Source organism: Microtetraspora malaysiensis, assembly GCF_050947145.1.
Taxonomy (GTDB): domain Bacteria; phylum Actinomycetota; class Actinomycetes; order Streptosporangiales; family Streptosporangiaceae; genus Microtetraspora_A; species Microtetraspora_A malaysiensis.
On the sequence record NZ_CP191998.1, the window covers coordinates 8,294,482 to 8,308,453 of the forward strand.

General features: G+C 69.8%; 14 protein-coding genes. 7 read left to right on the plus strand and 7 right to left on the minus strand.

What is annotated here, in order from left to right; genetic code table 11:
• Window positions 1-204 precede the first annotated feature (204 nt).
• On the minus strand, window positions 205-1,251 hold the full coding sequence (locus ACQP1V_RS38685) for a lectin-like domain-containing protein (protein WP_433415874.1): 1,047 nt from the start codon (window positions 1,249-1,251) through the stop codon (window positions 205-207).
• 530 nt (window positions 1,252-1,781) lie between these two features.
• Window positions 1,782-2,012: a hypothetical protein gene (locus ACQP1V_RS38690; RefSeq protein ID WP_433415877.1), complete on the minus strand. Its 231-nt coding sequence runs from the start codon at window positions 2,010-2,012 to the stop codon at window positions 1,782-1,784.
• 125 nt (window positions 2,013-2,137) lie between these two features.
• Between ACQP1V_RS38690 and ACQP1V_RS38695 the strand changes: the two genes are divergently transcribed.
• Entirely contained in the window at window positions 2,138-3,343 is a 1,206-nt protein-coding gene (locus ACQP1V_RS38695) for a cytochrome P450 (protein ID WP_387415028.1), read from the plus strand.
• A 51-nt stretch (window positions 3,344-3,394) separates the two neighbouring features.
• Here ACQP1V_RS38695 and ACQP1V_RS38700 read toward each other — a convergent pair whose 3' ends face one another.
• On the minus strand, window positions 3,395-4,420 hold the full coding sequence (locus ACQP1V_RS38700; RefSeq protein WP_433415880.1) for a GDP-mannose 4,6-dehydratase: 1,026 nt from the start codon (window positions 4,418-4,420) through the stop codon (window positions 3,395-3,397).
• Window positions 4,421-4,717: 297 nt separating this feature from the next.
• Here ACQP1V_RS38700 and ACQP1V_RS38705 point away from each other — a divergent pair, with 297 nt between their 5' ends.
• From ACQP1V_RS38705 to ACQP1V_RS38715, 3 genes are all read left to right on the plus strand, one after another.
• Window positions 4,718-5,962 (plus strand): glycosyltransferase family 4 protein, encoded by a 1,245-nt coding sequence (locus ACQP1V_RS38705; RefSeq protein WP_387415032.1) that lies wholly within the window; start codon window positions 4,718-4,720, stop codon window positions 5,960-5,962.
• Between the two features lie 99 nt (window positions 5,963-6,061).
• Window positions 6,062-6,775, plus strand: a complete 714-nt coding sequence (locus ACQP1V_RS38710; protein ID WP_387415034.1) for a class I SAM-dependent methyltransferase — start codon at window positions 6,062-6,064, stop codon at window positions 6,773-6,775.
• Complete coding sequence (locus ACQP1V_RS38715) at window positions 6,772-7,830, plus strand: prenyltransferase (RefSeq protein ID WP_433415884.1); 1,059 nt, start codon at window positions 6,772-6,774, stop codon at window positions 7,828-7,830. Before ACQP1V_RS38710 ends, ACQP1V_RS38715 begins: the two co-directional genes overlap by 4 nt.
• A gap of 15 nt (window positions 7,831-7,845) precedes the next feature.
• Here the strand turns inward: ACQP1V_RS38715 and ACQP1V_RS38720 are convergent, their stop codons facing one another.
• Window positions 7,846-8,475 carry a class I SAM-dependent methyltransferase gene (locus ACQP1V_RS38720; RefSeq protein WP_433227253.1) on the minus strand — a complete coding sequence of 210 codons (630 nt, stop codon included), beginning with the start codon at window positions 8,473-8,475 and terminating at the stop codon, window positions 7,846-7,848.
• 152 nt (window positions 8,476-8,627) lie between these two features.
• On the opposite strand from ACQP1V_RS38720, the gene ACQP1V_RS38725 reads away from it, so the two are divergent.
• Genes ACQP1V_RS38725 through ACQP1V_RS38735 form a run of 3 tightly spaced genes read left to right on the plus strand, consistent with a single transcriptional unit; the run spans window position 8,628 to window position 10,447 of the window.
• A complete protein-coding gene (locus ACQP1V_RS38725) occupies window positions 8,628-9,104 on the plus strand; it encodes a pyridoxamine 5'-phosphate oxidase family protein (protein ID WP_433415887.1) in 477 nt (158 codons plus the stop codon).
• Window positions 9,105-9,150: 46 nt separating this feature from the next.
• Window positions 9,151-9,345 carry a ferredoxin gene (locus ACQP1V_RS38730; protein ID WP_067125758.1) on the plus strand — a complete coding sequence of 65 codons (195 nt, stop codon included), beginning with the start codon at window positions 9,151-9,153 and terminating at the stop codon, window positions 9,343-9,345.
• 16 nt (window positions 9,346-9,361) lie between these two features.
• A complete protein-coding gene (locus ACQP1V_RS38735; RefSeq protein WP_433219021.1) occupies window positions 9,362-10,447 on the plus strand; it encodes a Zn-dependent alcohol dehydrogenase in 1,086 nt (361 codons plus the stop codon).
• Window positions 10,448-10,589: 142 nt separating this feature from the next.
• On the opposite strand, the gene ACQP1V_RS38740 is transcribed toward ACQP1V_RS38735, so the two are convergent.
• The 3 genes from ACQP1V_RS38740 to ACQP1V_RS38750 form a co-directional block, all read right to left on the minus strand.
• The gene (locus tag ACQP1V_RS38740) at window positions 10,590-11,597 is read right to left on the minus strand and encodes a sugar phosphate isomerase/epimerase family protein (protein WP_433219023.1); all 1,008 of its coding nucleotides are present in this window, start codon (window positions 11,595-11,597) and stop codon (window positions 10,590-10,592) included.
• A 74-nt stretch (window positions 11,598-11,671) separates the two neighbouring features.
• Complete coding sequence (locus ACQP1V_RS38745) at window positions 11,672-12,832, minus strand: Gfo/Idh/MocA family protein (RefSeq protein ID WP_433415889.1); 1,161 nt, start codon at window positions 12,830-12,832, stop codon at window positions 11,672-11,674.
• Complete coding sequence (locus tag ACQP1V_RS38750) at window positions 12,829-13,893, minus strand: substrate-binding domain-containing protein (protein ID WP_067125765.1); 1,065 nt, start codon at window positions 13,891-13,893, stop codon at window positions 12,829-12,831. The genes ACQP1V_RS38745 and ACQP1V_RS38750 overlap by 4 nt, the downstream gene beginning before the upstream one ends.
• Window positions 13,894-13,972: the final 79 nt, after the last annotated feature.

Here is a 13,972-nt window from a genome sequence, read left to right on the forward strand (position 1 = left end):
TCCTCCTGGGTCCGATCGACATCGAGGCCCAGCATCGGAGCCGGCGGCCCGGCCGCAGGAGACCGAAAGTGGTTCTGGGGATAACCAGAGGGATGTGGAAAACCCGCCCGGTCGGGCTTCTCACCCACGAGGCGCGGGGAGAGACGGCGCGGGCGGACGTCGCCGGATACCGGCCGCGTCCGCCCTATGACCTCGGTGTCTACCTCAGCCGCGTGACCGGCTCCTGGAGGAGTTCCGGTTGTGCTGGTTCTGTCGCCCGGATGCCCGGTGCGACTGGTGCTGGGACTGCTTGGCCCGGGTCTGAACCGGCCTGTGCCTCGGACGATTTGCCGCAGCAGCGGCGGCCTCGGCCGCTGCCGCTGCCTTCTCCTCCGGCGTCAGCGGCGGCCTCGGCGGCCGCGTTGGCTCGGGCTCGGGCTCCGGCTCGGGCTCCGGCGGCACCACGGTGGCGATCCGGAGGTTCCTGATCAGATGTACGTCATTGAACAGCCCGGTGGAGGCGGTGAAGCCGAAGGAGTAGTTCGCGGGAACCGGCTCCGGAGCGTCGAAGGCGAGGACCGGCTGGAAGCCGTTGCCGTCGTTGAAGTCGATGGCCACCGTCACGACCGGGTCGGGCGACGGGGTGATGCGGATGTGCACCGTACGCCGGCTCGGCTCCAGATCCTCCACCGCCTGCTGCGGGTTGTTCGAGACCGCGGTCGTCGGCCCCTGCAGGCTGCCGGGGAGGGTGGACGGCCACGGTCCGACGTCGGAGAAGTTCGAGGTCGTGGCGGTCAGGAAGCAGTACCCTTCGACTCCCTCGCCGGGGCCGCGTACCGTGACCATGTTCAGGCCGGGCGCGGGGACACGGAAGATCGTGCCGGCCGGTGAGCGTTCCCCCGGGGGGCATCCGTTCCCGCGATGCTCCCAGTCGCCGAAGTAGTTGCCCAGCACATCGAGCCCGACTCCGATGTACCCCCCGGGCACCCCCGGGAGGAACGGGTTGGCGGGATCGTCGTCCGGGAGAAGCTGCGCGTATCCGAGGCTGCCGCCGAAGCCGCCGGGCGCGATCTGACGACCGGCCTCGGCCAGGAAGAAGTTGATGCCGTCGGCCGGCACGAGAGTGTCGCTCCCGTACTGCCACTGCTCGAAGGTCAGGTCCAGCCCGTCCCTGGACGGGATGGGCGCGTCGAAGATGACGCCGCCGCGCTGGTCGAGGTGCGCGTCGGTGAGTTGCAGGAACCCGAACGGCGCCGCGTTGCCCGGTGGCACCGGTCCATGCGGGTCGGAACGGCAACCGCCCAGCTCGTGCGCGCCGATGGGAGGAACCCCGTTACGCGGTGCCCCGGTCAGACATGCCGACCCGAAAGCGACGAAACGCGGATCGGCAGTCGCGCCGGTGAAAGGCTCCTCGAATAGAACGGGTTGGCGGGCGGCTTCGGCTTGCCCTTCGAGCAGGGACGGGGTCACCGCGGTGGCGACGAAGACCCCTGCCGCGGCCATGATGGCGCGAACAGGACCTTTGATCACAGAATGTCTCCCAGAAGGTGGGACCGCCTCTCCGGCGCGCCGGCGCGCGACCACGGGAAGCGGTGATCGGCATGAGACCGGTCGGCGTCCCAATGCCGCCGCCGACCGCGAGCATCGGACCACGGGGAACGCGTGCAATTTCGTCCCGACACACCTCGACCGGCGGCGATTTTGGGATACCCGACCCGAAGTTCCCCGCCGTTTGCACCCGGCTTAACCGAAGCCGTATATACGGTGGAGATCACATAGCGCCGCCAGGCGATCGCGCCCGATCACCACGCGGAAGCGTTCAGCTCGCCCTTCCCGCTCCGGCCATGCCATGCCATGGCATCGTCCAGCTCGACGCCGCCCCCATCGCCGTCCCTCCATGTGCTCGACTCCGCTCCGGCCCGCCGCTGCCGGCCTTGCCGAACCATCAGATCTCCGTAGCCGTACGGCCTGCCGGTACGGGCGTCGCGGTTGGCGCCCTTCCTTGACGGGCAGAGCACCGCGTAATAGAACACGTTCCAGAAAGAATATCCGCCAAGCGTTTGATTGGGATCGAACTCCCATGATGCGCGCGGCCGATCGCACCCCCGCCGACACGATCCCCGACCTCCAGGCCACATCTCCCCAGTAGGTGACTCCTGTGCAAATCAACGTCGTCGACCAGGACTACTACGCGCGGCACGGCGTGCCACACGAGCAGCTCAAATGGCTGCGGGACAACGCCCCGGTGTTCTGGCACGAGGGTGACGCCGAACTCGGCTGGCCGGGCTTCTGGGCGGTGACCAAGCACGAGGATGTCGTGCACGTCTCCCGGCACTCCGACCTCTTCTCCTCGGCACGCCGCCTGGCGCTCTTCAACGAGCTGCCGGAGGAGGAGCGGGAACTCCAGCGGATGATGATGCTCAACCAGGACCCGCCGGAGCACACTCGCAGGCGCTCCCTCGTCAACCGCGGCTTCACGCCCCGCGTGATCTCCCTGCTCGAAGAGCACATCCGCGACATCTGCCACCGTCTGGTCGACGAGGCCGAGGGCAAGTCCGACCTGGACTTCGTCACGGACATCTCCGCGCCGCTGCCGCTGTACGTGATCTGCGAGCTCCTCGGCGCGCCGGTCGAGGACCGGGACAAGATCTTCGAGTGGTCCAACCGGCTCATCGGGGCCGAGGACCCCGACTACGCGACCACGCCCGAGGAGGGGCAGGCCGCCGCGGCCGAGGTCTACGCGTACGCCGGGAGCCTGGCGGCGGCCCGCAGGGAGGATCCGCGCGACGACATCGTCACCCGGCTCATCCAGCCGAACGAGGGCGGCGAGGTGCTGACCGAGGACGAGTTCAACCTGTTCGTCCTGCTGCTCATCGTCGCGGGCAACGAGACGACCCGCAACGCGGCGACCGGCGGGATGCTCACGTTCTTCCAGCATCCGGAGCAGTGGGCCCGGCTGGTGGCCGACCGGGCGATGGCCCGGACCGCGGCCGACGAGATCGTCCGCTGGGTGTCCCCCGTGAACCTGTTCCGCCGTACGGCCACCGCGGACACCGAGATCCGCGGGCAGAAGATCGCCGAGGGCGACAAGGTAGTGATCTTCTACGCCTCGGCCAACCGCGACGCCGGCGTCTTCGCCGATCCGGACGTCTTCGACATCGGGCGTGACCCCAACCCGCAGATCGGGTTCGGCGGCGGCGGAGCGCACTTCTGTCTCGGCAACCACCTGGCCAAGCTGGAACTCCGGGTGCTGTTCGAGGTCCTGTCCGAGCGGTTCCCGAAGATCGGCCAGGCGGGCGAGGCGGCCCGGCTCAGGTCCAACTTCATCAACGGCATCAAGTCGCTGCCGGTCCACCTGCGCTGACAGCGGGCCCGGCGCTCCTCAGGGGCGGGAGCGCCGGGTCATCCCCTGAGATCAGGGCCAGGAGGAGTCCTGGTGGGGGTCGCCGCCTCCGGCGAGGAGGGCGACGTCGGCCTCCACCATCATGGCCACAAGCTCCTCGAACGAGACCGTCGGCTCCCAGCCGAGCTGCGTCCTGGCCTTCTTCGGGTCGGCGCAGAGCAGGTCCACCTCGGCCGGGCGGTGCAGGGCCTGGTCGCACACGACGTACTGCTCCCAGTCCAGGCCCGCCGCGCCGAAGGCCGCCTCGACCAGCTCCCGCACCGAGTGCGTACGGCCGGTGCCGATCACGTAGTCCTCGGGCTCGGCCGCCTGGAGCATCATGTGCATGGCGCGGGCGTAGTCGCCGGCGAAGCCCCAGTCGCGGCGCGCCTCCATGTTGCCGAGCCGCAGTTCGCCGGCCAGGCCGAGCTTGATCCGCGCGACGCCGAGGCTGACCTTGCGGGTCACGAACTCGGCTCCACGCCTCGGCGACTCGTGATTGAACAGGATGCCCGACACGGCGTACATGCCGTACGACTCGCGGTAGTTCTGGGTGAGGAAGTGCCCGTACGCCTTGGCCACGCCGTACGGCGAGCGGGGATGGAACGGGGTGCGCTCGTTCTGTGGAGTCTCGCGCACCTGGCCGAACATCTCTGAGGACGAAGCCTGATAAAAGCGGATCTGGCCGGATCCGGCGCCACGGGCCGCGGTGATCCCCGAGCAGACCCGGATGGCCTCCAGCATGCGGAGCACGCCCATCCCGGTGACCTCGGCGGTCAGCTCCGCCTGCTCCCATGACATCGGGACGAACGAGATCGCGCCCAGGTTGTACACCTCGTCGGGCTGGACCTTCTCCACGGCCGAGATCAATGACCCCTGGTCCAGCAGGTCACCGCGTACGAGCTGGACGTCCTGCAGCAGCTGGCGCACCCGCGAGACCCTCGGGTTCGCCTGGCCGCGCACCAGCCCCCAGACCTCGTATCCCTCATGCAGCAGGTGTTCAGCGAGATAAGAGCCGTCCTGGCCGGTGATGCCAGTGATCAGCGCACGCCTGGCCAAGGATCCTCCTCGCATCGGGGGGCACCCGAATTCTCCGAAGTCCGCAGAGATAGCGGAGAAAGCAGCTATGAGAGGCGAATGTACCGCTCTGACCCCATCTGAGCGCAGTCGCGACACGGACAGCAGACTAGAACCTGTTCCACCGAACCGCATTCGGGTAAGCTAACTGCGCACTTCGCGCCCGGTGAAGTCGCGAAGAGAGACCAATTTCACCTCCACTCCCCCTTGGTAGGGTCCGGAGGTTAAGGTCATCTTTATGGCAGCCCCAAGGGGGGCACAGCTGGAGAGGGGTGCCCCTTGGCGGAGAGCCTGCGAGTCGCGCTGCTGTCCTACCGCAGCAAGCCCACCTGCGGCGGTCAGGGGGTGTACCTGCGCCACATCAGCCGCGAGCTGGTCGCCCTCGGGCACCACGTCGAGGTCTTCTCCGGTCAGCCGTATCCCGAGCTCGACGAGGGCGTCATCCTCAACAAGGTCCCCAGCCTCGACCTCTACGACGACGCCGACCCGTTCCGCACGCCGAAGCTCCACGAGTACCGCGACTGGATCGACGCGCTCGAAGTGGCCACGATGTGGACGGCCGGCTTCCCCGAGCCGCTCACCTTCACCCTGCGGGCCTACCGCGAGCTCAAGAAGCGCCAGGGCGACTTCGACGTCGTCCAGGACAACCAGACCCTCGGCTACGGCCTGCTCGGGATCCAGAAGCTCTTCCCCGTCGTCGGCACCATCCACCACCCGATCAGCGTGGACCGGCGCATCGAGCTGCAGGCCGCCAAAGGCTGGAAGAAGCTCTCCATGCGCCGCTGGTACGGATTCGTCCGTATGCAGAGCATCGTCGCCCCCCGGCTCAGCCCGATCCTCACCGTCAGCGAGTCATCCCTCGCGGACATCCACCGCGACTTCAACGTGCCGCAGTCCAACATGCGGCTGATCCCGCTCGGCGTGGACACCCGCTTCTTCCACCCCCGCCCCCACCTGCCGAAGCGGCCCGGCTCGATCGTGGCCGTCGCCAGCGCCGACTCCCCCATGAAGGGCGTCTCGACGCTGCTGCGCGCGGTCGCCAAGCTCGCCACCGAGCGCGAGGTGAACCTGACCGTGGTCAGCAAGCCCACCCCCGGCGGGCCGACCGAGAAGCTGGTCGCCGAGCTCTCCCTGCACGACCGGGTCCGGTTCCTGCACGGCATCTCGGACGAGGAGCTGGCCGAGCTGATCGCCACCTCCGAGGTCGCGGTCGTGCCCTCGCTGTACGAGGGCTTCTCCCTCCCGGCGGTGGAGCACATGGCCTGCGGCACGCCCCTGGTCGCCTCCAGGACCGGTGCGCTGCCCGAGGTCGTCGGGGACGCCGCCGTCCAGGTGACGCCGGGCGACCCCGAGGAGCTGGCCGCCGTGCTGCGCCGCCTGCTCGACTCGCCGGAGGAACGCGCCGAGGTCGGCCGCAAGGGCTACGACCGCGTGATGGAGCGCTACGCGTGGCCGGTCGTCGCCCAGCGCACCGTCGACGCCTACCGCGAGGCCATCGCCGCCCGTACGGCCGTCGCGTCCTAGGACCACGCCGCGCGCAACCGTCCCCGTCCCCCGTCCCGTGCCCGCGCCTGTTCCCGAAGCCGGACCGGATGCCCCCATGATCAGGAAAGGTAGGCAGGAGTGCTGACCGTCGACTTCGACCGGCTGCCCGTCGGGCCTGGCGACCGCGTTCTCGACCTCGGCGCCGGCGGCGGCCGGCACGCCTTCGAGGTGCTCCGCCGGGGCGCCGACGTGGTGGCGTTCGACATGGACGCGGCCGAGCTCGAAAGCGTCGCCGCGATGTTCTCCGCGATGGACAAGGAGGGGCAGATCCCCCCGGGTGCCTCCGGCGAGACCGTGGTCGGCGACGCGCTCGCCATGCCGTTCCCCGACGCGTCCTTCGACCGGGTCATCGCGGCCGAGGTGCTGGAGCACATCCCGGACGACACGGCCGCCATGCGGGAGATCGTCCGCGTGCTCAAGCCCGGCGGACAGGCCGCCATCACCGTGCCGAGCTTCCTGCCCGAGCGCATCTGCTGGGCGCTGTCTGAGGACTACCACACCGCGCCCGGCGGGCACATCAGGATCTACACGCTGGCGGAGCTGCAGGCCAAGCTCAAGGCGTCCGGGCTGGAGATCGGCTCCCACCACCACGCGCACGGCCTGCACTCGCCGTACTGGTGGATCAAATGCGCGGTGGGGGTGAACAACGACGACCACCCGCTGGCGAAGGCGTACCACGAGCTTCTCGTGTGGGACATCATGAAGCGTCCCGCCGCCACCCGGATCGCGGAGTCCCTGCTCAATCCGCTGATCGGCAAGAGCGTGGTCGTCTACGTCCGGAAGCCCGTATGAGCGTCCCCGCCGTCCCGGGAGTGATAACGGCGGATCAGGTGGTGGCCACAGCACGCAGCATCGCGGCGGTCCAGGACGACGAGGGCGGCGTGCCGTGGCCCGAGGGCCACATCGACGCGTGGAACCACGTCGAGTGCCTGATGGCCATGACGGCGGCCGGGCTGCGGGACGAGGCCCGCCGGGGGTACGGCTGGCTCGCCCGCCACCAGCGGCGGGACGGCTCCTGGCCGATGAAGGTCGTGAACGGAGAGGCGGTCGAGAGGGGCGGCGAGTCCAACCACGCGGCCTACGTCGCCGTCGGGGTCTGGCACGACCTGCTCGTGACCGGCGACGAGGCGTTCGCGGCCTCCGCGTGGCCGATGGTCAGCCGGGCGCTCAACTTCGTCGTCGAGCTGCAGACGGCCCGCGGCGAGATCGTGTGGGAACGCGACGCGCACGGCGTTCCCGCGGCGTACGCACTGCTCACCGGCTCGTCGTCGATCTACCAGGGGCTGCGCTGCGGCGTCCTGCTGGGCGAGCGGCTCGGCGACCCGCAGCCCGACTGGGAGCTGGCCGCCGACCAGCTGGGGCACGCGCTCGCCGCGCATCCTGAGGCGTTCGCCGACAAGAGCCGCTTCTCGATGGACTGGTACTACCCGGTCCTCGGCGGCGCCGTACGGGGGCCGGCGGGCGACAAGCGTCTCGCCGAGGAGTGGGACACCTTCGTCGTGCCGGGGCTGGGCGTGCGCTGCGTCTCCGACCAGCCCTGGGTGACCGGCGCCGAGTCCTGCGAGCTGGTGCTGACCCTGGACGCGATGGGCGACCGTGAGCGGGCCCTGCGCGTCTTCGCGGACATGCAGCACCTGCGCCACGAGGACGGCTCGTACTGGACGGGCTGGCAGTTCGTGAACGAGAAGCACTTCCCGCACGAGCGCTCCGCCTACACGGCGGCCGCGGTGATCCTCGCGGCCGACGCGCTGTCCGGAGCCACGGCGGGGGCCTCGATCTTCCGCGCCGCAGGCGCGTACGACATCCACATCACCGACGACTGCGGCTGCGAACACGCCCGTGCCTAGGGTCGTGCCCGGGCGTCAGATGCCCGGGGCGACGCGTTCGAGGACGCGCAGCGAGCCTTCGGCGCGGACCTCGGTGAAGGCGCCCGAGGCGAGGGCGCGCAGATAGACCCGGTACGGCGCCTGCCCTCCGGTCGCGGGGTCGGGATAGATGTCGTGGAAGACCAGCGCGCCGCCTTCGATCACGTGCGGCGCCCATCCCTCGTAGTCCCGGGTCACGGGCTCCTCGGAGTGGCCGCCGTCGATGAAGAGCATGGCCAGCGGGGTGTTCCAGTGCCGGGCCACGGTCTCGGAGGCGCCCACGACGGCGACGACCTCGTCCTCCAGGCCGGCCGTGGCGATGGTGCGGCGGAAGAACGGCAGCGAGTCCATCTTCCCGAAGCACGGGTCCATCAGCGTGGGGTCGTGGTGGGCCCAGCCCGGCTGGATCTCCTCGGAGCCGCGGTGGTGGTCCACCGTGAAGACGACCGACCCGGCCGCGCGAGCGCCGGCGCCGAGATAGACCGCCGACTTGCCGCAGTACGTCCCGATCTCGCAGATGGGGCCGCGCGAGCCGTACGCGTGGGCGAGCTCGAAGAGGACGAGACCCTCTTCCGGCGGCATGAACCCCTTGGCGCGCTCTGCCGCGTATCGCATATCCGCGGGCATCGTGACGGTGTTCACCGGTCGGCCACCTTCCGCATGGTTCGTCCTTCTTGTACGGCTGTCGCCTGCAAGCCAGGGAGCCTAGCCCAGATAGACCGGAACAAGGTTCGGGAGTCCCCTTGTCCGGCATGATGGAACGTGTTCTACTTTGCAGCGTGAACCAGCGCTCCCGGATCGCGATGTCCGACGAGGAGGTCGCGGGACTCCTCGGCGAAGCCCGCAAGCTCCAGCTCGGCACCATCAACCCCGACGGCACCCCCCACATGGTGACCATGTTCTACGGCCTGGTCGACGGGAAGATCGCGTTCTGGACGTACGGCAAGGCCCAGAAGACCCGCAACATCGAACGCGATCCGCGGGTGACCTGCCTGATCGAGGACGGCGACGACTACGCCGAGCTGCGCGGCGTCATGCTGTACGGCGTGGCCCGGCGGGTCGACGACCCGGCGGGCGTCCTCGGCATCGGGATGGAGGTCACCCGGCGGATGACCCGGATGGACGACGTCGAGCCGCTCCGGGCGTACGTCGAGCAGACCGGGCGCAAGCGCGTCGGCTACGTCGTCGAGCCGACCCGGGTGGTCTCCTGGGATCACCGGAAACTCGCCGCGGTGCCGGGCCAAGGCTCCGGGTGATCCCTCCCCGCCCCCCGGAACAGCGGCCCCCGTCCAAGGAGATCCATTGAAGGTCAAAGTCGACGAGCTGGTGTGCGAGGCCAACGCGGTGTGCACCGGGCTGGCCCCCGAGGTCTTCGAACTCGACGACGACGACCGGCTGCTCGTCGTGCTACCCGAGCCGCCCGCGGAGATGCTCGCCCGCGTACGGCACGCGGTCCGTTCCTGTCCCAAAGCCGCCCTATCGCTCGAAGACGAGTAACCCCCCAGGAGGTCAAATGCGCGGAGCTCTGCTGCACGCGGTCGGCGACGACAAGCTGGACATCCGTGACGACTTCACGCTCGCCCCGGTCGGCCCCACGGACGTCCGCGTGAAGATCAAGGCGACCGGCGTGTGCCACTCCGACCTGTCGGTGCTCTCCGGCGTGCTGCCCATGCCGCTGCCTGTGATCCCCGGGCACGAGGGCGCGGGCGAGGTCGTCGAGGTGGGCGACCACGTGACCTCGGTCCAGCCGGGCGACCACGTGATCATCAACTGGACGCCCGCCTGCGGCGACTGCGCCCACTGCATCGGCGGCCAGCCGCATCTCTGCATGACGTTCGTGATGAAGAGCTTCACGGACGCGCGCTTCCGGTACGGCGGCGACACCCCGGCGTTCGGCATGGCCGGCTGCGGCACCTGGGCCGAGGAGATCGTCGTCCCCTGGCAGGGTGCGATCAAGGTCGACCCCGAGGTGCCGTACGAGGCGGCCGCGCTGATCGGCTGCGGCATCACCACCGGCGTCGGCGCGGCGATCAACACGGCCAAGGTGCGTCCGGGCTCCACCGTCGCAGTCGTCGGCTGTGGCGGCGTGGGTCTCTCGGTGATCCAGGGTGCCCGGCTGTCGGGGGCGAGCACGATCCTCGCGATCGACCCGCTCGAGTCCAAGCACGAGCTGGCGAAGAAGGTCGGCGCCACGCACGCGATCACGCCGGACCAGCTCATGGACGCGCTCGGCACGCTGACCGGCGGCCAGGGCTTCGACTACGGCTTCGAGGTGGTCGGCAAGTCGGCGGCGATCATGACCGCCTGGCAGGCCACCCGGCGCGGCGGCGACGTGGTGATCGTCGGCGCGGGCGCCATGGACGACACGGTGCCGCTGACCGCCTTCAACCTGCTCTTCGAGGGCAAGAACGTCCTCAGCTCGCTCTACGGCGGCTCGGACGTGCGCCACGACTTCCCGTTCTTCGCCGGTCTCTACAAGGCGGGCAAGCTCGACCTGGAGAGCATGATCAGCTCCAGGATCAAGCTGTCCGACCTCAACGACGCCGTCGCGGCGCTCAAGAACGGCGAGGTCCTGCGCCAGATCGTGATCATGGACTGAACGCCGGCGACCGAGGCCCGTCCGGCACCCGGTGGTGCCGGACGGGCCTTACGGCGCCGCGGGCGCACTCGGTGGCGGACCAGGCCGGCGGGCAGGTCCCGGGCCGCCGGAACGAACCCGGCGGCCACTCACCGAGCAGGGGTCACTCGGAGGAGAACGCGGCGTCGAAGGACGCCTCCGGCGGGGTGATGGCGTTCAGCCGCCGGATGTACTCCAGGGACTCGGGAGCCCCGGCGAGGCGGTCCATGCCGGCGTCCTCCCACTCGATCGAGACCGGGCCGTCGTAGCCGATGGCGTTCAGCGCGCGGAAGCACTCCTCCCACGGCACGTCGCCCCGCCCGGTCGAGACGAAGTCCCAGCCGCGCCGGAGGTCGGCCCAGGGCAGATGGGACGACAGCCGGCCACGGCGGCCGTCGCCCACCCGGACCTTGGTGTCCTTGCAGTCGACGTGGTAGATCCGGTCGGCGAAGTCGAGGATGAACCCCGCCGGGTCGACCTGCTGCCACACCATGTGGGACGGGTCCCAGTTCAGCCCGAACGCCGGGCGGCGGCCGACGGCCTCCAGCGTCCGCACGGTCGTGTGGTAGTCGTACGCGATCTCGCTGGGGTGCACCTCAAGCGCGAAACGCACGCCCACCTCGTCGAAGACGTCCAGGACGGGGTTCCACCGGTCGGCGAAGTCCCGGTAGCCCGCCTCGATCATCGACGGCGGGACGGGCGGGAACATCGCCACGGTGTGCCAGATGGACGAACCGGTGAAGCCGACCACCGTGGAGACGCCGAGCTTGGCCGCGGCCCGCGCCGTGTCCTTCATCTCCTCGGCCGCGCGCCGCCGCACCTCCTCCGGCTCTCCGTCGCCCCACACGCGCGCGGGCAGGATGCCCCTGTGCCGCTCGTCGATCGGGTGGTCGCAGACGGCCTGCCCGACGAGGTGGTTGGAGACGGCCCACACGCCGAGGTTGTGCTTGGCGAGGACCTCCCGTTTCCGGTCCACGTACGTGTCGTCGGAGAGGGCCTTGTCCACCTCGAAGTGGTCGCCCCAGCAGGCGATCTCCAGGCCGTCGTATCCCCATTCGGCGGCGAGCCGGCACACCTCCTCGAAGGGGAGGTCGGCCCATTGCCCGGTGAACAACGTGATCGGTCGCGTCATCTTCGTTCCTCCCAATACGGGATTTCATGTGATGTCACGTGATGTCGGGAAATTTCAAGGGATGTCGAGGGCGGTTACAGCGGGGTCCAGCGCGACTCGTTGGCCGCGCTCTCCTCGACGGCGGCCAGCACCCGCTGCACCCGCAGGCCGTCCTGGAATGAGGGCGACGGGTCGGTCCCGGCGGCCACCGCCGCGAGGAAGTCGCGCACCTCGTGCGTGAAGGTGTGCTCGTAGCCCAGGCCGTGCCCCGGCGGCCACCACGCCTCCAGGTACGGGTGACCGGGCTCGGTGACGAGGATCCGCCGGAACCCGGCGTCGGGCTCGGTCTCGTCGTGGAACCACAGCTCGTTCATGGCCTCGAAGTCGAACGCCAGACTGCCCAGGGAGCCGTTGACCTCCAGCCGGAGGGCGTTCTTGCGCCCGGTGGCGAAGCGGGTGGCCTCGAACGAACCCAGAGCCCCGCCGTCGAACCTGCCGATGAACAGGGCCGCGTCGTCGACGGTCACCTTCCCGCGCCCGCCCGTACGGCTCCCGCCCGAGAGCCCGTCGGCGTCCTCGGCCAGCGGGCGTTCCTTGACGAACGTCTCGGTGATGGCCGAGACGCCGGTCAGCATCTGGCCGGTCACGAACTGGGCGGTGTCCACGATGTGCGCGCCGATGTCCCCGAGGGCCCCCGAGCCGGCCTGCTCCTTGCGCAGCCGCCATACCAGCGGGAACTCCGGATCGACGATCCAGTCCTGGAGGTACTGGGCGCGGACGTGCCGGATCTCGCCCAGCCGCCCCTCGGCGACGAACCTCCTGGCCAGCGCGAGGGCGGGCACCCGGCGGTAGTTGAAGGCGACCATGCTGCGCACGCCGCGCGCCGCCGCCTCCGACGCCGCCGCGGCCATCGCCTCGGCCTCGGCCACGGTGTTGGCGAGCGGCTTCTCGCAGATCACGTGCTTGCCCGCCTCCAGCGCGGCGATCGCGATCTCCGCGTGCGAGTCGCCGGGCGTGCAGATGTCCACGAGCTGCACGTCGTCGCGCCGGACCAGCTCGCGCCAGTCCGTCTCGACCGCGGCCCAGCCCAGCTCGGCCGCGGCCGCCGTGGCGCGTTTCCGAGACCGGCCGGCGAGCACCGCCATCGACGGCGTCACCGGCAGGTCGAAGAAGGCAGTTACGTTCCGCCAGGCCTGGGAGTGCGCGCGTCCCATGAACGCGTAACCCACCAGGCCCACCCCGATCAGCGGCTTCACGATTCGAACCCCAGCGGGAGGTAGGTCGCGACGTTGTCCTTGGTGACGGTCTCGGAGGCGAGGGTGATCGACTGCGGGACCTGGTTCTCCGTCAGGTCGGACATGCCCTTGCCCTGGGCGATGAGCCGGGCCAGCTTGATCGCGGACGAGGCCATCGTCGGGCTGTAGGTCACCGTGGCGGCCAGCACGCCGGAGCCGGACTGGATCTCCCGCATGGCGTTCGCCGAGCCCGCGCCGCCCACCATGATGAACTCGCTGCGACCCGCCTCCTTGATCGCCGCCAGGACGCCGATGCCCTGGTCGTCGTCGTGGTTCCAGATCGCGTCGATCTTCTTGTGCGCCTGCAGCAGGTTCGCCGCGACCTCGGTGCCGGACTCGACGGTGAACTGGGCGTCCTGCTTGGCCGTGACGCTGAAGCCGTAGCTCTTGAGCGCGTCGGCGAAGCCCTTGCTGCGGTCCTGCGTGAGCGGCAGCGTGGCGATGCCCTGGATCTCGACGATCACCGGATTGGACACCCCCTTCTCCTTGAGCGTCTTGCCGATGTAATGCCCGGCCGCGACGCCCATGCCGTAGTTGTCGCCGCCGATCCAGGTCCGGTACGACAGCTTGTCGGGGAAGACCCGGTCGAGGTTGACGACCGGGATGCCGGCGTCCATGGCCTGCCGGGCGACCTGGTTGAGCTGCTGGCCGTCGTTCGGCAGCAGCACCAGGACGTCGACCTTCGCCTGGATCAGGGACTCCACGGCGGAGATCTGCTGGTTGATGTCGTTGGTCGGCTCGACCGGCTTGAACACCACGTCGGAGTACTGCTTGGCGGCGGCCTCGGCGTTCTTGGCGATGGCCGCGATCCAGCCGTGGTCGGCGGCGGGCGCGGAGAAGCCGATCGTCACCTGGGTGCCGGGCTGGTCATTGCCGCCCGCGGCGGCTTCGGTCGTCGCCGCGGCCGCCGCCGCGCTGGGCTGCGCGGCCGGCTCGTTGCTGGTGCAGGCGGAGACGAGCGCTCCCGCGCCGAGTACGGCACCGCCGAGGAGGAATCCCCGGCGACCAGGGGTCTGGGTCATCGAATCTCCTTGTTCGTGGAGCCCCAGGGCGGCTCGCCCTTGGGGGGTGGGCGAATGGCTGGCTGAAGAAGAGGTCATC